Origin of the sequence: Escherichia sp. AM3, assembly GCF_032029835.1 — a bacterium.
Lineage (GTDB): Bacteria > Pseudomonadota > Gammaproteobacteria > Enterobacterales > Enterobacteriaceae > Escherichia > Escherichia coli.
In genome coordinates, this window is record NZ_JAVUPQ010000039.1 from 21,183 (window position 1) to 39,940 (window position 18,758).

The window sequence follows — 18,758 nt, forward strand, 5'->3', positions numbered from 1 at the left end:
CCTCCGCCGTTTATGCACTTTTATCACTGGCTGGCACGAACCCTGCAATCTACATTTACAGCGCAAACATTACTTATTATTAACATATAAATAACGAATTATTTACTGTAGAGGTCGCTATGTCTCAGCCAATTACGCGTGAAAACTTTGATGAATGGATGATACCTGTTTACGCTCCGGCACCCTTTATACCGGTACGTGGCGAAGGTTCGCGCTTGTGGGATCAGCAGGGGAAAGAGTATATCGACTTCGCGGGTGGCATTGCGGTGAACGCGCTGGGCCATGCGCATCCGGAACTGCGTGAAGCGCTGAACGAACAGGCGAGTAAGTTCTGGCATACCGGCAACGGTTACACCAACGAGCCGGTACTGCGACTGGCGAAAAAATTGATCGACGCCACGTTTGCCGATCGCGTCTTCTTTTGTAACTCCGGTGCGGAAGCCAACGAAGCGGCGCTAAAACTGGCGCGTAAATTCGCTCACGACCGCTACGGCAGCCATAAGAGCGGCATCGTGGCGTTCAAAAATGCGTTTCATGGTCGCACGCTGTTTACTGTCAGTGCGGGTGGGCAGCCAGCCTATTCACAGGATTTTGCGCCACTGCCGGCGGATATTCGTCATGCTGCATATAACGATATTAACTCTGCCAGCGCGCTGATTGACGACTCTACCTGTGCGGTGATTGTCGAACCCATCCAGGGGGAAGGCGGTGTGGTGCCAGCCAGCAACGCGTTTTTACAAGGTCTGCGTGAATTGTGTAACCGCCACAATGCGCTGTTGATTTTTGATGAAGTACAAACCGGCGTCGGGCGCACCGGGGAACTGTATGCCTATATGCACTACGGCGTGACGCCTGATCTGTTAACTACCGCCAAAGCGCTGGGCGGCGGTTTCCCGGTCGGTGCGTTGTTGGCAACCGAAGAGTGCGCCCGCGTGATGACCGTTGGCACTCATGGCACCACCTATGGCGGTAATCCGCTGGCCTCGGCGGTGGCAGGCAAAGTGCTGGAGCTCATCAACACACCAGAGATGCTTAATGGCGTTAAACAGCGTCACGACTGGTTTGTTGAGCGTCTTAATACCCTTAATCACCGCTACGGTTTGTTCAGCGAAATTCGCGGCTTAGGTTTGTTGATTGGCTGTGTGCTGAATGCCGATTACGCCGGGCAAGCGAAACAGATCTCTCAGGAAGCGGCGAAAGCAGGCGTGATGGTACTGATTGCAGGTGGCAACGTGGTGCGTTTTGCGCCTGCGCTCAATGTCAGCGAAGAAGAGGTGACGACCGGACTGGATCGCTTTGCAGCTGCTTGCGAACACTTTGTTAGCCGAGGTTCATCATGATGGTCATCCGTCCCGTTGAGCGATCAGATGTCTCGGCGCTGATGCAGCTTGCCAGCAAAACGGGCGGCGGCCTGACGTCGCTTCCCGCCAATGAAGCCACGCTTTCGGCGCGTATCGAAAGGGCAATCAAAACCTGGCAAGGCGAACTGCCCAAAAGTGAGCAGGGCTATGTGTTCGTGCTGGAAGATAGCGAGACAGGCACCGTGGCGGGGATTTGTGCCATTGAGGTGGCGGTTGGGCTGAACGATCCCTGGTACAACTATCGCGTCGGCACGTTGGTTCACGCCTCAAAAGAGCTGAATGTCTATAACGCATTGCCGACGCTGTTTCTCAGTAACGATCACACCGGCAGCAGCGAGCTGTGCACGCTGTTTCTCGACCCGGACTGGCGCAAAGAGGGCAACGGCTATTTGCTGTCGAAATCGCGCTTTATGTTTATGGCGGCTTTTCGCGACAAGTTTAATGACAAAGTGGTTGCTGAAATGCGCGGGGTGATTGACGAACACGGCTATTCACCGTTCTGGCAAAGCCTCGGTAAACGCTTCTTTTCGATGGATTTTAGCCGCGCCGATTTTCTCTGCGGCACCGGGCAAAAGGCATTTATTGCAGAACTGATGCCGAAACATCCGATCTATACCCACTTTTTATCCCAGGAAGCCCAGGACGTCATCGGTCAGGTACATCCGCAAACCGCGCCTGCCCGCGCGGTGCTGGAGAAAGAAGGTTTTCGTTACCGCAACTATATCGACATCTTCGACGGCGGGCCAACGCTTGAGTGTGACATCGACCGCGTGCGCGCCATCCGTAAAAGTCGGCTGGTGGAAGTGGCAGAAGGGCAGCCTGCGCAGGGCGATTTTCCGGCCTGCCTGGTCGCCAATGAAAATTATCACCATTTCCGCGTGGTGCTGGTGCGTACCGATCCGGCAACCGAGCGTTTGATTTTAACCGCCGCACAACTGGATGCCCTCAAATGCCACGCAGGGGATCGCGTTCGTCTGGTGCGCCTGTGCGCAGAGGAGAAAACAGCATGACTTTATGGATTAACGGTGACTGGATAACGGGCCAGGGCGCATCGCGTGTGAAGCGTAATCCGGTATCGGGCGAGGTGTTATGGCAAGGCAATGATGCCGGTGCCGCTCAGGTCGAACAGGCTTGTCGGGCAGCCCGTGCGGCGTTTCCGCGCTGGGCGCGGCTCTCATTGGCTGAACGTCAGGTCGTTGTCGAACGCTTTGCCGGATTGCTGGAAAGCAATAAAGCCGAATTAACCGCGATTATTGCCAGAGAAACGGGTAAGCCGCGCTGGGAAGCGGCAACCGAAGTGACGGCGATGATCAATAAAATCGCGATATCAATTAAGGCGTATCACGTTCGTACCGGCGAGCAGCGTAGTGAAATGCCGGACGGTGCGGCGAGCCTGCGACATCGCCCGCACGGCGTGCTGGCGGTGTTTGGGCCGTATAATTTCCCTGGTCATTTGCCGAACGGACATATCGTTCCGGCATTGCTGGCAGGTAACACCATTATCTTTAAACCCAGCGAACTGACACCGTGGAGTGGCGAAGCGGTAATGCGTTTATGGCAGCAGGCTGGCTTGCCGCCGGGCGTACTGAACCTGGTGCAGGGCGGGCGTGAAACGGGTCAGGCGCTGAGTGCGCTGGAGGATCTCGACGGTTTGCTGTTTACCGGTAGCGCCAATACCGGCTACCAGCTGCATCGCCAGCTCTCCGGTCAGCCGGAGAAAATTCTCGCCCTTGAGATGGGCGGTAATAATCCGCTAATTATCGATGAGGTGGCGGATATCGACGCGGCTGTCCATCTGACCATTCAGTCGGCGTTTGTCACAGCCGGGCAACGCTGCACCTGCGCCCGCCGTTTATTGCTCAAAAGCGGAGCGCAGGGCGATGCGTTTCTTGCTCGTCTGGTTGCCGTCAGCCAGCGATTAACGCCGGGCAACTGGGATGACGAACCGCAGCCGTTTATTGGCGGGCTGATTTCTGAACAGGCCGCACAGCAGGTGGTTACTGCCTGGCAGCAACTGGAAGCGATGGGCGGACGAACCCTGCTTGCGCCGCGCTTATTACAATCAGAGACATCGTTGCTGACGCCGGGGATCATTGAAATGACAGGCGTTGCTGGCGTACCAGATGAAGAGGTGTTCGGGCCGCTTTTGCGCGTCTGGCGTTATGATTCTTTCGAGGAAGCGATTCTAATGGCGAATAACACTCGCTTCGGACTCTCTTGCGGTCTGGTTTCCCCCGAGCGGGAAAAATTCGATCAACTGTTGCTGGAGGCGCGGGCGGGGATTGTTAACTGGAACAAACCGCTTACTGGTGCTGCCAGTACCGCGCCATTCGGCGGCATTGGTGCATCCGGTAACCATCGCCCCAGCGCCTGGTATGCCGCAGATTACTGCGCATGGCCTATGGCGAGCCTGGAGTCGGACTCGTTAATTTTGCCCGCAACGCTTAACCCCGGGCTGGATTTTTCCGATGAGGTGGTGCGATGAACGCCTGGGAAGTTAATTTCGACGGGCTGGTAGGGCTGACGCATCATTACGCTGGCCTGTCGTTTGGTAATGAAGCCTCTACCCGTCACCGTTTTCAGGTGTCTAACCCGCGACAGGCGGCAAAACAGGGCTTACTGAAAATGAAAACCCTTGCCGATGCGGGATTCCCCCAGGCGGTGATCCCGCCGCACGAGCGTCCGTTTATTCCGGTGCTGCGTCAGTTGGGATTCAGTGGTAGCGATGAGCAGGTACTGGAAAAGGTCGCACGCCAGGCACCGCACTGGCTTTCCAGCGTCAGTTCCGCTTCGCCAATGTGGGTAGCCAATGCGGCAACGATCGCGCCATCTGCCGATACGCTGGATGGCAAAGTGCATTTCACGGTTGCCAACCTGAACAATAAATTTCACCGTTCGCTGGAAGCGCTCGTCACTGAATCGCTGTTAAAAGCGATTTTTAACGACGAAGAGAAATTTAGCGTCCATTCGGCGTTGCCACAGGTAGCGTTGCTCGGTGATGAGGGGGCGGCAAACCACAATCGTCTCGGCGGTCATTACGGTGAACCGGGTATGCAACTTTTTGTCTACGGGCGAGAAGAAGGCAATGATACCCGGCCTTCCCGTTATCCGGCGCGACAGACTCGCGAAGCCAGCGAGGCGGTGGCAAGGCTGAATCAGGTGAATCCCCAACAGGTGATTTTCGCCCAGCAAAACCCGGACGTTATCGACCAGGGCGTTTTTCATAATGACGTGATTGCCGTGAGTAACCGCCAGGTGCTGTTTTGCCACCAACAGGCGTTCGCTCGCCAGTCACAGTTACTGGCAAACCTGCGTGCGCGGGTCAATGGTTTTATGGCGATAGAAGTTCCGGCAACTCAGGTTTCCGTGTCTGATACGGTGTCTACCTATCTGTTTAACAGCCAACTGCTGAGCCGCGATGATGGTTCCATGATGTTGGTGCTGCCTCAGGAGTGTCGGGAACACGCCGGAGTATGGGGTTATCTCAATGAACTCCTTGCCGCTGACAACCCGATTAGCGAACTAAAAGTCTTTGATTTACGTGAAAGCATGGCGAATGGCGGCGGCCCGGCGTGCCTGCGGTTGCGGGTGGTATTGACAGAAGAAGAACGCCGGGCGGTGAATCCGGCGGTGATGATGAACGATACGCTGTTTAATGCGCTCAATGACTGGGTGGATCGTTACTACCGCGATCGCCTTACTGCTGCCGATCTGGCCGACCCGCAATTGCTGCGCGAAGGGCGGGAAGCACTGGATGTATTGAGCCAATTACTGAATCTCGGTTCGGTTTATCCGTTCCAGCGCGAGGGAGGGGGCAATGGATAATTTTCTTGCTCTGACCTTAACGGGTAAAAAACCGGTTATCACCGAGCGAGAAATCAACGGCGTTCGCTGGCGCTGGCTGGGCGATGGTGTGCTGGAACTGACGCCATTAACGCCACCGCAAGGCGCACTGGTGATTTCAGCGGGAATACACGGTAATGAGACGGCACCTGTGGAGATGCTGGACGCGTTGCTTGGCGCGATATCTCACGGCGAGATCCCGTTACGTTGGCGGTTGCTGGTGATCCTCGGGAATCCTCCTGCGCTGAAGCAAGGGAAACGTTATTGCCATAGCGATATGAATCGAATGTTTGGCGGTCGTTGGCAGCTATTTGCTGAAAGCGGAGAAACCTGTCGGGCGCGCGAACTGGAACAGTGCCTGGAAGATTTTTATGACCAGGGCAAAGAATCTGTGCGCTGGCACCTTGATCTACATACCGCAATTCGTGGCTCCTTGCATCCGCAGTTCGGTGTATTACCGCAACGCGACATTCCCTGGGACGAGAAATTTCTGACGTGGCTGGGTGCGGCGGGGCTGGAGGCGCTGGTGTTCCATCAGGAACCTGGTGGTACGTTTACCCATTTCAGCGCCAGACATTTTGGCGCGCTGGCCTGTACGCTGGAACTTGGCAAAGCGTTGCCCTTTGGGCAAAACGATCTTCGCCAGTTTGCAGTAACTGCCAGCGCAATTGCTGCGCTGCTATCTAGTGAGAGTGTCGGTATCGTGAGAACACCGCCGCTCCGTTATCGGGTGGTTTCGCAAATTACTCGCCACTCGCCGTCCTTCGAAATGCATATGGCAAGTGACACGCTGAATTTTATGCCGTTTGAGAAAGGAACATTGCTGGCGCAGGACGGAGAGGAACGTTTTACCGTAACCCATGATGTAGAGTATGTGTTATTCCCTAATCCGTTGGTAGCGTTGGGATTACGCGCGGGATTAATGCTCGAAAAAATAAGCTAATACTTACCCGCAGAAATCATTCTGCGGGTATTAAGTTGCTTTCTTATAAATTAATACAGATTAATCCTGGTTATTTGCTTTATTTATCACCAGTCATCCGGTATAGTTCTTCATAATCTCTGCAAAATCATCGTGTTGTAATATTCTCTCATCACTCTCCATCAAATTTTCTTTTTTTCTCCATAATTGGCGCAAAAGTGTTTTTTACACTTTCATTGTTTTACCGTTGCTCTGATTAATTGACGCTAAAGTCAGTAAAGTTAATCTCGTCAACACGGCACGCTACTTAAGAAAGCCGTAATAAATAACTGAAAGGAAGGATATAGAATATGCGTAAATTAACTGCACTGTTTGTTGCCTCTACCCTGGCTCTTGGCGCGGCTAACCTGGCCCATGCCGCAGACACCACTACCGCAGCACCGGCTGACGCGAAGCCGATGATGCACCACAAAGGCAAGTTCGGTCCGCATCAGGACATGATGTTTAAAGACCTGAACCTGACCGACGCGCAGAAACAGCAGATCCGCGAAATCATGAAAGGCCAGCGTGACCAGATGAAACGTCCGCCGCTGGAAGAACGCCGCGCAATGCATGACATCATTGCCAGCGATACCTTCGATAAAGTAAAAGCTGAAGCGCAGATCGCAAAAATGGAAGAACAGCGCAAAGCTAACATGCTGGCGCACATGGAAACCCAGAACAAAATTTACAACATCCTGACGCCGGAACAGAAAAAGCAATTTAATGCTAATTTTGAGAAGCGTCTGACAGAACGTCCAGCGGCAAAAGGTAAAATGCCTGCAACTGCTGAATAATCTTTCAGCCAAAAAACTTAAGACCGCCGGTCTTGTCCACTACCTTGCAGTAATGCGGTGGACAGGATCGGCGGTTTTCTTTTCTCTTCTCAAACAGTTGTAAAAAAAGCCTGATCACCACTAACGTAAATCACCCGAGTTGCCGATAACCATCCACGGTTACCTGAACGATAACAATGAAAAGAACGGGCCGGGAGCGAGTATGGAATACTTTGATATGCGTAAAATGTCGGTGAATCTGTGGCGAAATGCTGCCGGTGAAACGCGCGAAATTTGCACGTTCCCACCGGCAAAACGTGATTTTTACTGGCGTGCCAGCATTGCATCCATCGCGGCGAATGGGGAGTTTTCTTTGTTTCCCGGCATGGAAAGGATAGTGACGTTGCTGGAAGGCGGCGAGATGCTCCTTGAAAGCGCAGACCGCTTTAACCATACCTTAAAACCGTTCCAGCCTTTTGCCTTTGCAGCGGACCAGGTGGTAAAAGCGAAACTGACGGCAGGGCAGATGTCGATGGATTTCAACATCATGACACGCCTGGATGTCTGTAAGGCGAAAGTCAGAATTGCCGAACGTACGTTTACTACCTTTGGCTCACGCGGCGGGGTGGTGTTTGTGATTAACGGGGCGTGGCAACTGGGCGATAAATTGCTCACTACCGACCAGGGCGCGTGCTGGTTCGATGGCAGGCACACCCTGCGGCTTTTACAACCGCAAGGTAAACTGTTGTTCAGTGAAATCAACTGGCTCGCTGGTCATTCGCCGGATCAAGTTCAGTAATTTCATAGTTACCGGAAAGCAGCGGCTTACAAAGAATTTTATAACCGTCGTGATCAAACCCGGCGGGTGTCCGAATTAACGTTGTCGCTTCTTCCAGCGAATTAACCGCCCCCAGCCACAGCCAGTTTTGAATAATATGATATTGAGTCATTTCCGGGTGCTGTTCTTTCAGCGCCACCGCCCCTTGCCAAGGCCAACACACCACCCGCAAACGCTCCAGAGACTGGCGCAAGCGTAGCGCATGTTCCTCATGGCTCTCTTTACCGCAGCATGCTCCGGCGCAACGTTTTAGCGCTGAACGAAAACATGCACGACCGCGACTTAACGGTTCCAGTCCCAGCAGGCCATAACAAAGTTTTTGTTCATCAGCGATGGTCTGCAATGCTTGCAAAGCTGCGCGCCTATTGGCAAACAGGCCAAACAGGTTGGGGGCTCGTGAAAAATCCACCTCTTTGGCATACACCACATCGACGCGCTGTTCATTTAATTGCAGGGCACAGAGCTGGCGATTGCGGCGCAACCGTTTATTAAACAGCGGCTGTTGTTCTTTGATTAATCGCGCTTCAAGGAGCAGAGCGCCGATTTCACCGGCGGTACATATCCAGCTGATCCGTCGGGATTGCCGTAGCATGGCGGCTTCATCCGGGGTACGTAAATGAGAAAGGACGCGGCTGCGGATGTTAACGCTTTTGCCGATATAGAGCGGCATGGTGTCACTTTCACCATGAAACAGATACACCCCTGGTCGGGTGGGTAAGTCATTAAGGAATGAACGTAAATGTTCGGGATATTCATAAATTGCCGCAGCTTCAAATTCGAGCCGCGGAGAAGTTAAACGCCGTACCACTGTTGACTCCGAATGCTGGTTATCTATCCAGTGTAACAGGCGGGAAGCGATTAAAAAAGAGGCGGGTCGATGACAAAGGTTACACCGTCTGACGTGCTACGCCTGTCAGGCCTATTCGACTCCTGCAATGTATTGAATTTGCATAGTTTTATAGGTCGAATAAGGCGTTCACGCCGCATCCGGCGTGAACAAATTACTCTTTTTCGCACAATCCAATATGTGCAAATTATTACTTTTTCCAGAAATCATCGAAAACGGTAATTGGCGGACGGCGTTTATGTTCGGTTTTCAGATACCAGTTCTCTATTGTTCTGGCGACCTGTTGAGGTACGTTTTTCCCTTCCAGATAGTCGTCGATATTGTCATAGGTCACGCCGAGTGCCACTTCATCTGGCAGAGAAGGGCGATCATCTTCCAGATCGGCCGTTGGCGCTTTCTTATAAAGGTGTTCCGGGCAAGCTAATGCCGCCAGTAACTGTTTACCCTGACGTTTGTTGAGACGATACAGCGGATTAATGTCCGTACCGCCGTCACCATATTTAGTGAAGAATCCGGTAATGGCTTCTGCTGCATGATCGGTGCCCACCACGACACCGCTGGTCATACCCGCAATGCTATATTGTGCTTTCATCCGCTCACGCGCTTTTTCATTGCCACGGACAAAATCGCTCAGTTCAATGCCTGCTTCCCGCAATGCCTGTTCGCTGGCCAATACCGCGCCCTTGATATTAACGGTTAATACGCGATCCGGTTGAATAAAGGCAATGGCATCCTGGCAATCTTGTTCGTCGGCCTGAACACCATAGGGCAGGCGTACGGCAATAAATTGCAGTGATTCGTTGCCGGTTTCCAGGCGCAGCTCATTAATCGCCATCTGGCACAGCTTTCCGGCAAGCGTGGAGTCCTGACCGCCGCTGATCCCGAGCACCAGTGATTTAATGAACGGATAAGTTTGCAGGTAGCTTTTCAGAAAATCGACACTACGACGAATTTCCTCTTCAGCATTAATCTGCGGTTTTGCGCCCAGCGCCTTTATTATTTGTTGTTGCAATGTCATTGAACCCCTCCAGACAGAAAAGACAAAACTTCCTTAAAGCTAACCCGTTGCTACTGAAACGACAAGCGACAGCGGGCTGAATGGTGGTTAAAACGTCATACAGGAATCCTCTGAAAGCGGAGCCGTTTCGTTCACGGGCTTGAAAAAGCGCCCAATGTATTCCAGGCTTATCTAACACGCTGATAAACAAGAGGACGGAATATGAACAAGAATATGGCAGGAATTCTGAGTGCAGCGGCGGTATTAACCATGCTGGCGGGTTGTACGGCTTATGATCGTACCAAAGACCAGTTTGTACAGCCTGTGGTGAAAGACGTCAAAAAAGGCATGAGCCGGGCGCAGGTTGCACAAATTGCGGGTAAACCTTCGTCTGAAGTGAGCATGATCCATGCTCGCGGTACTTGCCAGACCTACATCCTGGGTCAACGTGATGGTAAAGCAGAAACCTACTTTGTCGCGTTAGATGATACCGGACATGTCATCAACTCCGGTTATCAGACCTGTGCTGAATACGACACTGATCCACAGGCTGCGAAGTAATCAATTCGTCTGAAAGCTTGAGTAACAACGGAAACCGGCCATTGCGCCGGTTTTTTTTGGCCTGAGTTCTTAATTATCTTCGCGAATTATTTGCCCGAAATGTGAAGAGGGTCATAACCACAGGTCAAGGAGAAACAATTTATAAGGTCAAAGAAATACTATTGCTCAGGTCTATACCGTATACTCCTTTCAGCCACAAAAAAAGTCATGTTGGTTTCGCAAGTTACCCAGAGCATGGAAGCAGGTTAAGGCTTGCGGAGTGTCTGGCTGACAGATAATCGTCGATGAGGGCAGTTTTATGGAAAAGAAACACATTTATCTGTTTTGTTCTGCGGGCATGTCTACCTCTTTACTGGTATCAAAAATGCGCGCACAGGCAGAAAAATATGAAGTTCCGGTCATTATTGAAGCATTTCCGGAAACACTGGCTGGTGAAAAAGGTCAGAATGCCGATGTCGTGTTATTAGGGCCGCAGATTGCTTATATGTTGCCCGAAATCCAGCGTTTGTTACCCAACAAACCGGTTGAAGTAATTGACTCGCTGCTTTATGGCAAAGTCGATGGTTTAGGCGTGCTTAAGGCTGCGGTTGCAGCGATTAAAAAAGCCGCAGCAAATTAATTTATTTTAAATTTTCCCGTCAAAGAGTTATTTCATAAATCAATGCCGCAATATTTAAATTGCGGTTTTTAAGGGTATTTTTCTATGAGTAATGTTATTGCATCGCTTGAAAAGGTACTCCTCCCTTTTGCAGTTAAAATAGGAAAGCAGCCACACGTTAATGCAATCAAAAATGGCTTTATTCGCTTAATGCCGTTAACCCTTGCGGGGGCCATGTTTGTATTAATTAACAACGTTTTTCTAAGCTTTGGGGAGGGGTCGTTTTTTTATTCCTTAGGTATTCGCCTCGACGCCTCAACCATTGAAACACTTAATGGTCTGAAAGGTATTGGCGGCAACGTATATAACGGAACATTAGGAATAATGTCTTTAATGGCACCGTTCTTTATTGGCATGGCGCTGGCAGAAGAGCGTAAAGTCGATGCGCTGGCGGCTGGGTTGTTATCCGTTGCAGCATTTATGACCGTCACCCCATATAGTGTCGGTGAGGCCTATGCGGTTGGTGCAAACTGGTTAGGTGGGGCGAATATCATCTCCGGGATTATTATTGGCCTGGTGGTGGCAGAAATGTTTACCTTTATTGTCCGCCGCAATTGGGTCATTAAACTGCCCGACAGCGTACCTGCTTCAGTATCGCGTTCCTTCTCGGCATTAATTCCCGGCTTTATTATTCTTTCCGTGATGGGGATTATTGCCTGGGCGTTGAATACCTGGGGCACCAACTTCCATCAGATCATTATGGATACCATCTCAACCCCACTGGCATCGTTGGGTAGCGTGGTGGGCTGGGCCTATGTGATCTTTGTTCCACTGCTCTGGTTCTTCGGTATTCATGGCGCGCTGGCGCTGACCGCACTGGACAACGGCATTATGACGCCGTGGGCACTGGAAAATATCGCGACCTATCAGCAATATGGTTCCGTCGAAGCGGCGCTGGCAGCCGGTAAGACCTTCCATATCTGGGCCAAGCCGATGCTGGACTCCTTTATTTTCCTTGGGGGCAGTGGTGCGACTTTAGGCCTGATCCTGGCTATCTTTATCGCCTCTCGCCGTGCTGATTATCGTCAGGTGGCAAAACTGGCGCTGCCGTCCGGCATCTTCCAGATTAACGAACCGATTCTGTTTGGTCTGCCAATTATCATGAACCCGGTGATGTTTATCCCGTTTGTACTGGTACAACCGATTCTGGCGGCAATCACCCTCGCAGCGTACTACATGGGCATTATTCCTCCGGTGACCAATATTGCACCGTGGACCATGCCAACCGGTCTGGGAGCCTTCTTTAACACCAACGGTAGCGTCGCCGCATTGCTGGTCGCACTCTTCAACCTTGGCATCGCAACGTTAATTTATCTGCCCTTTGTTGTGGTGGCTAACAAAGCACAAAATGCGATTGATAAAGAAGAGAGCGAAGAAGATATCGCTAACGCCCTGAAATTTTAATCGATGCCGGTACGGGTAATCGTGCCGGTAAGAAAAGAGAGGAACGATGTATGATGGATCTCGATAACATTCCCGATACGCAAACGGAAGCTGAAGAGCTGGAAGAAGTGGTGATGGGGCTGATCATCAACTCCGGACAAGCGCGCAGCCTGGCGTATGCGGCACTGAAACAGGCGAAGCAGGGCGATTTTGCCGCAGCAAAAGCCATGATGGATCAGTCACGGATGGCATTGAATGAAGCGCATCTGGTACAGACGAAACTGATTGAAGGCGATGCGGGCGAAGGTAAGATGAAAGTGAGTCTGGTGCTGGTCCACGCTCAGGATCATTTAATGACGTCCATGCTTGCGCGTGAACTGATTACTGAATTAATTGAGCTTCATGAAAAACTGAAGGCATAAGGAGTCGATGATGCAGCCAGTGATTAACGCGCCGGAAATTGCCACTGCCCGAGAACAGCAGTTGTTTAATGGCAAAAACTTCCATGTGTTTATCTATAACAAAACTGAGAGTATCAGCGGACTGCATCAGCACGACTATTATGAATTTACTCTGGTATTAACCGGGCGTTATTTCCAGGAGATTAACGGTAAGCGCGTGTTACTGGAACGGGGCGATTTTGTTTTTATTCCGTTAGGTTCGCACCATCAAAGTTTTTATGAGTTTGGTGCCACGCGCATATTGAACGTTGGGATCAGTAAACGCTTTTTTGAGCAGCATTACCTGCCATTGTTGCCTTATTGCTTTGTCGCTTCGCAGGTATACCGGACCAATAACGCTTTTCTCACCTATGTGGAAACAGTGATTTCTTCATTGAATTTCCGCGAAACAGGGCTGGAAGAGTTTGTTGAGATGGTTACTTTTTATGTCATTAACCGTTTACGTCATTACCGCGAAGAACAGGTGATTGATGATGTACCGCAGTGGCTGAAAAGTACGGTAGAAAAGATGCATGATAAAGAGCAGTTTAGTGAATCGGCGCTGGAGAATATGGTGACGTTGTCAGCCAAATCACAGGAATATTTGACGCGAGCGACTCAACGATATTATGGCAAAACGCCAATGCAGATTATTAATGAAATCCGTATTAATTTTGCCAAAAAACAACTGGAAATGACCAACTATTCAGTGACGGATATTGCGTTTGAGGCCGGTTATAGTAGCCCGAGTTTGTTTATTAAAACGTTTAAGAAATTAACGTCCTTTACGCCTAAGAGCTATCGTAAGAAATTGACTGAATTTAATCAGTAAGTCGTTATACCTGACAATTCACATATCTGTCCTGTTGCTGGATTATTTATGTCCGGGGGGGCAGATATGCCAGATATCAGTATTCTGTACTGAAGGGAGAAATTATGAGCCAGAAATTAAAAGTCGTCACTATTGGTGGCGGGAGCAGCTATACCCCGGAGTTACTGGAAGGATTTATTAAGCGTTATCACGAATTGCCGGTCAGCGAATTATGGCTGGTGGATGTCGAAGGTGGTAAAGCGAAACTGGATATTATTTTCGATCTCTGCCAACGGATGATTGATAACGCTGGCGTCCCGATGAAGCTTTATAAAACGCTGGATCGCCGCGAAGCATTGAAAGATGCTGATTTCGTTACTACCCAACTGCGCGTTGGCCAATTACCGGCGCGTGAACTGGATGAACGTATTCCATTAAGTCATGGTTATCTTGGTCAGGAAACCAACGGCGCGGGCGGTTTGTTTAAAGGTCTGCGTACCATTCCGGTGATTTTTGACATCGTAAAAGATGTCGAAGAACTTTGTCCGAATGCATGGGTGATTAACTTCACTAACCCGGCGGGAATGGTCACTGAAGCCGTTTATCGTCATACCGGATTTAAACGCTTTATCGGCGTGTGTAATATTCCGATCGGCATGAAGATGTTTATTCACGATGTTCTGATGCTGAAAGACAGCGATGATTTATCTATCGATTTGTTCGGCCTCAACCATATGGTGTTCATTAAGGATGTGCTGGTAAATGGCAAGTCGCGCTTTGCCGAATTGCTTGATGGTGTGGCGTCAGGGCAGTTAAAAGCGTCCTCTGTAAAAAATATTTTCGATCTGCCATTTAGTGAGGGCTTAATTCGTTCGTTGAATCTGCTGCCATGTTCTTATCTGCTGTATTACTTCAAGCAGAAAGAGATGCTGGCTATTGAAATGGGCGAATACTACAAAGGCGGCGCACGAGCGCAGGTAGTACAGAAAGTCGAGAAACAACTTTTTGAGCTGTATAAAAACCCGGAGTTGAAAGTTAAGCCGAAAGAACTGGAACAGCGCGGTGGGGCTTATTACTCTGATGCAGCGTGCGAAGTGATCAACGCTATCTACAACGACAAGCAAGCAGAACATTACGTTAATATCCCGCATCATGGGCATATTGATAATATTCCGGCAGACTGGGCGGTAGAAATGACCTGTAAGCTGGGGCGCGATGGCGCGACGCCACATCCGCGCATTACGCATTTCGATGATAAAGTAATGGGGCTGATTCACACCATTAAAGGCTTCGAGATTGCTGCCAGTAACGCCGCACTTAGCGGAGAATTTAACGATGTGTTACTGGCGCTAAACCTTAGTCCGTTGGTGCATTCCGATCGCGATGCTGAGCTGCTGGCACGCGAGATGATTCTGGCGCACGAGAAATGGCTGCCAAACTTTGCCGACTGCATCGCAGAGCTTAAAAAAGCACATTAACCGAGGCTGATTATGGAACGCTTACTGATTGTTAATGCCGATGATTTTGGCTTAAGCAAAGGTCAGAACTACGGCATTATCGAGGCCTGTCGCAATGGGATTGTCACGTCGACGACGGCGCTGGTGAATGGGCAGGCTATTGACCATGCGGTGCAGTTGAGTCGTGATGAACCGAGTCTGGCCATAGGGATGCACTTTGTCCTTACTATGGGTAAGCCACTGACAGCTATGCCGGGGTTAACCCGCGATGGTGTGCTGGGAAAATGGATCTGGCAGTTGGCAGAAGAAGATGCTTTACCGCTGGAAGAAATTACTCAGGAGCTTGCCAGTCAGTATTTGCGTTTCATTGAGCTATTTGGACGCAAACCTACGCATCTTGATAGCCATCATCATGTGCATATGTTCCCGCAGATTTTCCCGATTGTTGCCAGGTTTGCGGCAGAGCAGGGCATTGCGTTGCGGGCGGATCGTCAGATGGCGTTTGATTTGCCGGTCAACCTGCGCACTACCCAGGGATTCAGCAGTGCATTCTACGGTGAAGAGATCAGTGAGTCGCTGTTCCTGCAAGTGCTGGATGACGCAGGCCATCGGGGTGATCGTTCGCTGGAGGTGATGTGTCATCCGGCGTTTATCGATAATACTATCCGTCAGAGTGCTTACTGTTTTCCACGCTTAACGGAGCTGGATGTGTTGACATCAGCGTCGTTGAAAGGTGCTATCGCTCAGCGTGGTTATCGGTTGGGGAGTTATCGGGATGTGTAAGTGAGGATGTTTGCCAGATGCGGCGTGAACCTTGCATCCGGCGATTAATTCCTACAAAGGCGGCGTAACTGCGCCGCTTGAGACTGCTGACAAACGCAAAACTGCCTGATGCGCTTCGCTTATCAGGCCTACGTGTTTCCTGCAATATATTGAATTTGCACAGTTTTGTAGGCCGGATAAGGCGTTCACGCCGCATCCGGCATAAACAAAGCGCACTATGTAAATCATTTGAGGCGGCGCAATTGCGCCGCCTCCCATCAGGCAGGAATTTTGTCAATCTTAGGAATGCGTGACCACACGCGGTGTGCTGCCATCAGCGTTAGCAGTTCATCCATAAAACTACCGTCAGCGCTGTCAGCTTCCACAATCCCTTCTTCACCCTGGTCAGCGACCTTGATTGTTGCTTTAAACTTGCGCGCGTCACCCGCCAGCGCAATCGGTTTAAGGTGTTTGTAGGCTTCCATCAGGTAGTAGTTGGCATCGCCGTTGTCAGCGATATCCGCGATATTGCCGCAAGGGACAATGACCGCATCGACCGTCAGCGAAGGTGCACCGGCAAAGGTAGCGGCTATAGGCAACACCGTACCGTCATCCGCAGTCACTTCACCCATTCGGGAGTAGAGCAGTTTGGCATGAACGCCTTTGGCCTTCAGCGCCTTGAGAATGGCCAGAAGGTCTGCCGATCTCACTTCATCATTAAGTAAAATCGCTACCACGCGACCTTTCACATCACCGTCAGGAATGGCGTACAAACTTAAGGATGGATCCTTTTTCAGACCGTTGACGTCCGGAGGTGGGGTGATATTCAGCTGGTCGTCAGTCAGTTCGATACCGAGATTTTTCGCCACCGCCTGGGCCAGAGTGAGATCAATATGCGCCAGCTGGTCAACAACGCGCTCACGAATATACGGACGAACGACTTTGCTTAACTCAAAACTGAAACCATCGACAATATGGCGCTGCTCAAATGGCGTCTGACTTAGCCAGAACAGACGCGGATGGGAATAATATTCGCCAAACGATGGGCTGCGCTCGCGAACTTTATTGCCTTCCACGCGCTCCTGGTATGATTCAAAACCGCCGCGTTTCGGCCCCGGCGGTGTTTCGCGCGGCCAGTTATCGTTAATCGAGTTCGGTTCGTAATTAGCCGGGTTAGTGTCGATCCCCATGCGATGCATGCCGTCACGCTGGAAATTATGGTAAGGGCAGGTCGGACGGTTAATCGGAATCTCATGGAAATTTGGCCCGCCAAGACGACTGATTTGTGTATCGGTATAGGAGAATAAACGCCCCTGCAACAGCGGATCGTTGGTGAAGTCCAGACCAGGAACAATATGACCTGGATGGAATGCTGCTTGTTCGTTTTCGGCAAAGAAGTTATCCGGGTTGCGATTGAGCACCATTTTGCCGACACGCTGAACGGGCACCAGTTCTTCCGGGATAAGTTTGGTTGGATCGAGAAGATCGAAGTCGAACTTGAATTCATCTTCTTCAGGAATCAACTGGAAGCCCAGTTCGTATTCCGGAAAATCGCCTGCTTCAATGGCTTCCCACAACTCGCGGCGGTGGAAGTCCGGGTCACGTCCGGTGAGTTTTTGTGCTTCATCCCAAACGAGTGAGGCTTTACCTGCCAGTGGTTTCCAGTGGAAACGTACAAACGTTGCCTTCCCTTCGGCATTAATCAGGCGGAAGGTGTGAATACCGAAGCCTTCCATGGTGCGGTAACTGCGGGGGATGCCGCGATCCGACATCGCCCACATCACGTTGTGCAGAGTTTCAGGTTGCAGAGAAACATAATCCCAGAAAGTATCGTGGGCACTTTGCCCTTGTGGAATTGCCCAGTGCGGTTCTGGTTTTACCGCATGAACAAAATCGGGGAATTTATGCGCATCCTGGATAAAGAAGATTGGCGTGTTATTGCCAACGAGGTCAAAAATACCCTCTTCAGTATAGAACTTGGTGGCAAAACCACGGATATCACGCACGGTATCGGCAGAGCCAGCGCCACCCTGAACGGTAGAGAACCTAACAAATACTGGGGTGATTTTGTTCGGATCTGAGAGGAAATCCGCTTTGGTGATATCGCTTAAGCTTTTATATGGCTGGAAATAACCGTGAGCTGCTGATCCGCGTGCATGAACAATACGTTCCGGGATGCGCTCATGGTCAAAGTGGGTGATTTTCTCGCGCAGAATAAAATCTTCCAGCAGCGTTGGACCACGGTTACCGGCACGCAGTGAGTTTTGATCATCGGCGATGCGCACGCCCTGATTAGTGGTCAGCGCATAATTTTCACTGCCTTTGCGTACGTCTTCCAGAGAATTAAGTTTTTCGTTACGTGTATCAGGGGCTTTCAGGCTCCCAGGGGCGGTAGGTTGTGCACCTGGCGGTGTTGGTTCAGCCGCTGGACGATGAGATCCGTCCTCAGGTGCCAGTGAGTCCATCCCCGGTTTCGCTTCGCTGGAATCGTGTAGTGGTGACTGGTGCTGATGTGGGTTCTTTTCGTTTTGTTGCGACATTGAACTCGTCTCCTTAATTTATTACTGAAAGGGCCGCTGTTTTGGTCAAAAAACTCTCTAACTATAGACCACCAGCCAGACCCCGCTTCGGAGACTATTCTGGAAACGGTGTTATGAAATACACGCAAAGCGGGACGTACAGGGGCTAAATCGGCTAAACTACAGTTTTTCTGATTTTTAATATGCGTTTAGTGAAGCCAGTAATGAAGAAACCGCTCCGCCAGCAAAACCGCCAGATTATTAGCTATGTCCCACGCACGGAACCCGCGCCGCCAGAACATGCGATAAAGATGGATTCGTTTCGTGATGTCTGGATGCTGCGTGGCAAATATGTTGCGTTTGTACTGATGGGAGAGTCATTTCTGCGCTCACCGGCGTTTACTGTGCCTGAATCCGCCCAGCGTTGGGCAAATCAGATCCGCCAGGAAGGGGAAGTGACTGAGTAAGGAGGTAATGACTCCAACTTATTGATAGTGTTTTATGTTCAGATAATGCCCGATGACTTTGTCATGCAGCTCCACCG

The 18,758-nt window shown here is 50.7% G+C and carries 19 protein-coding genes; 15 read left to right on the top strand and 4 right to left on the bottom strand.

The genetic code is table 11. The features are described from left to right. Positions 1–119: 119 nt before the first annotated feature. The 7 genes from astC to ves all read left to right on the top strand — a co-directional run bounded on the left by astC (position 120) and on the right by ves (position 7,740). On the top strand, positions 120–1,340 hold the full coding sequence (gene astC, locus RTW80_RS14755) for a succinylornithine/acetylornithine transaminase (protein WP_000081986.1): 1,221 nt from the start codon (positions 120–122) through the stop codon (positions 1,338–1,340). Next, positions 1,337–2,371, top strand: coding sequence for an arginine N-succinyltransferase (gene astA, locus RTW80_RS14760; RefSeq protein WP_000989419.1), 1,035 nt, complete (start codon positions 1,337–1,339; stop codon positions 2,369–2,371). Before astC ends, astA begins: the two co-directional genes overlap by 4 nt. Beyond that, positions 2,368–3,846, top strand: a complete 1,479-nt coding sequence (astD, locus tag RTW80_RS14765) for a succinylglutamate-semialdehyde dehydrogenase (protein WP_063119197.1) — start codon at positions 2,368–2,370, stop codon at positions 3,844–3,846. Before astA ends, astD begins: the two co-directional genes overlap by 4 nt. Next, complete coding sequence (gene astB, locus RTW80_RS14770; RefSeq protein ID WP_000995019.1) at positions 3,843–5,186, top strand: N-succinylarginine dihydrolase; 1,344 nt, start codon at positions 3,843–3,845, stop codon at positions 5,184–5,186. The genes astD and astB overlap by 4 nt, the downstream gene beginning before the upstream one ends. Further along, a complete protein-coding gene (gene astE / locus RTW80_RS14775; RefSeq protein WP_063119196.1) occupies positions 5,179–6,147 on the top strand; it encodes a succinylglutamate desuccinylase in 969 nt (322 codons plus the stop codon). Before astB ends, astE begins: the two co-directional genes overlap by 8 nt. Positions 6,148–6,476: 329 nt before the next feature. Then, positions 6,477–6,962 (top strand): ATP-independent periplasmic protein-refolding chaperone Spy, encoded by a 486-nt coding sequence (gene spy, locus RTW80_RS14780; protein WP_001228984.1) that lies wholly within the window; start codon positions 6,477–6,479, stop codon positions 6,960–6,962. A gap of 202 nt (positions 6,963–7,164) precedes the next feature. Further along, positions 7,165–7,740 (top strand): environmental stress-induced protein Ves, encoded by a 576-nt coding sequence (ves, locus tag RTW80_RS14785; RefSeq protein ID WP_001300480.1) that lies wholly within the window; start codon positions 7,165–7,167, stop codon positions 7,738–7,740. On the opposite strand, the gene cho is transcribed toward ves, so the two are convergent. Together cho and nadE are read right to left on the bottom strand one after the other, a co-directional pair. After that, complete coding sequence (gene cho, locus RTW80_RS14790) at positions 7,700–8,587, bottom strand: excinuclease Cho (RefSeq protein WP_032247813.1); 888 nt, start codon at positions 8,585–8,587, stop codon at positions 7,700–7,702. The two genes, ves and cho, sit on opposite strands and share 41 nt — an antisense overlap. A gap of 229 nt (positions 8,588–8,816) precedes the next feature. Continuing rightward, positions 8,817–9,644, bottom strand: a complete 828-nt coding sequence (nadE, locus tag RTW80_RS14795; protein WP_000175026.1) for an ammonia-dependent NAD(+) synthetase — start codon at positions 9,642–9,644, stop codon at positions 8,817–8,819. 201 nt (positions 9,645–9,845) lie between these two features. Between nadE and osmE the strand changes: the two genes are divergently transcribed. The 7 genes from osmE (at position 9,846) to chbG (ending at position 15,716) form a co-directional block, all read left to right on the top strand. Then, positions 9,846–10,184: an osmotically-inducible lipoprotein OsmE gene (gene osmE, locus RTW80_RS14800; protein WP_001039044.1), complete on the top strand. Its 339-nt coding sequence runs from the start codon at positions 9,846–9,848 to the stop codon at positions 10,182–10,184. 298 nt (positions 10,185–10,482) lie between these two features. Beyond that, on the top strand, positions 10,483–10,803 hold the full coding sequence (gene chbB, locus RTW80_RS14805; protein WP_000412169.1) for a PTS N,N'-diacetylchitobiose transporter subunit IIB: 321 nt from the start codon (positions 10,483–10,485) through the stop codon (positions 10,801–10,803). Between the two features lie 84 nt (positions 10,804–10,887). Beyond that, the gene (chbC, locus tag RTW80_RS14810) at positions 10,888–12,246 is read left to right on the top strand and encodes a PTS N,N'-diacetylchitobiose transporter subunit IIC (RefSeq protein WP_000073041.1); all 1,359 of its coding nucleotides are present in this window, start codon (positions 10,888–10,890) and stop codon (positions 12,244–12,246) included. A gap of 50 nt (positions 12,247–12,296) precedes the next feature. Beyond that, entirely contained in the window at positions 12,297–12,647 is a 351-nt protein-coding gene (gene chbA / locus RTW80_RS14815; protein ID WP_000968919.1) for a PTS N,N'-diacetylchitobiose transporter subunit IIA, read from the top strand. A 7-nt stretch (positions 12,648–12,654) separates the two neighbouring features. After that, complete coding sequence (chbR, locus tag RTW80_RS14820) at positions 12,655–13,497, top strand: transcriptional regulator ChbR (RefSeq protein ID WP_000983653.1); 843 nt, start codon at positions 12,655–12,657, stop codon at positions 13,495–13,497. 104 nt (positions 13,498–13,601) lie between these two features. After that, positions 13,602–14,954, top strand: coding sequence for a 6-phospho-beta-glucosidase (gene celF / locus RTW80_RS14825; protein WP_000078741.1), 1,353 nt, complete (start codon positions 13,602–13,604; stop codon positions 14,952–14,954). A 12-nt stretch (positions 14,955–14,966) separates the two neighbouring features. After that, entirely contained in the window at positions 14,967–15,716 is a 750-nt protein-coding gene (gene chbG, locus RTW80_RS14830; protein ID WP_000440458.1) for a chitin disaccharide deacetylase, read from the top strand. A gap of 257 nt (positions 15,717–15,973) precedes the next feature. On the opposite strand, the gene katE is transcribed toward chbG, so the two are convergent. Then, on the bottom strand, positions 15,974–18,235 hold the full coding sequence (katE, locus tag RTW80_RS14835) for a catalase HPII (protein ID WP_000082738.1): 2,262 nt from the start codon (positions 18,233–18,235) through the stop codon (positions 15,974–15,976). Positions 18,236–18,417: 182 nt separating this feature from the next. Here katE and cedA point away from each other — a divergent pair, with 182 nt between their 5' ends. Further along, positions 18,418–18,681 (top strand): cell division activator CedA, encoded by a 264-nt coding sequence (cedA, locus tag RTW80_RS14840; protein WP_001241561.1) that lies wholly within the window; start codon positions 18,418–18,420, stop codon positions 18,679–18,681. Positions 18,682–18,699: 18 nt separating this feature from the next. Here the strand turns inward: cedA and RTW80_RS31390 are convergent, their stop codons facing one another. Then, a complete protein-coding gene (locus tag RTW80_RS31390) occupies positions 18,700–18,756 on the bottom strand; it encodes an IS1 family transposase (RefSeq protein ID WP_003032489.1) in 57 nt (18 codons plus the stop codon). Between the last annotated feature and the right edge of the window lie 2 nt (positions 18,757–18,758).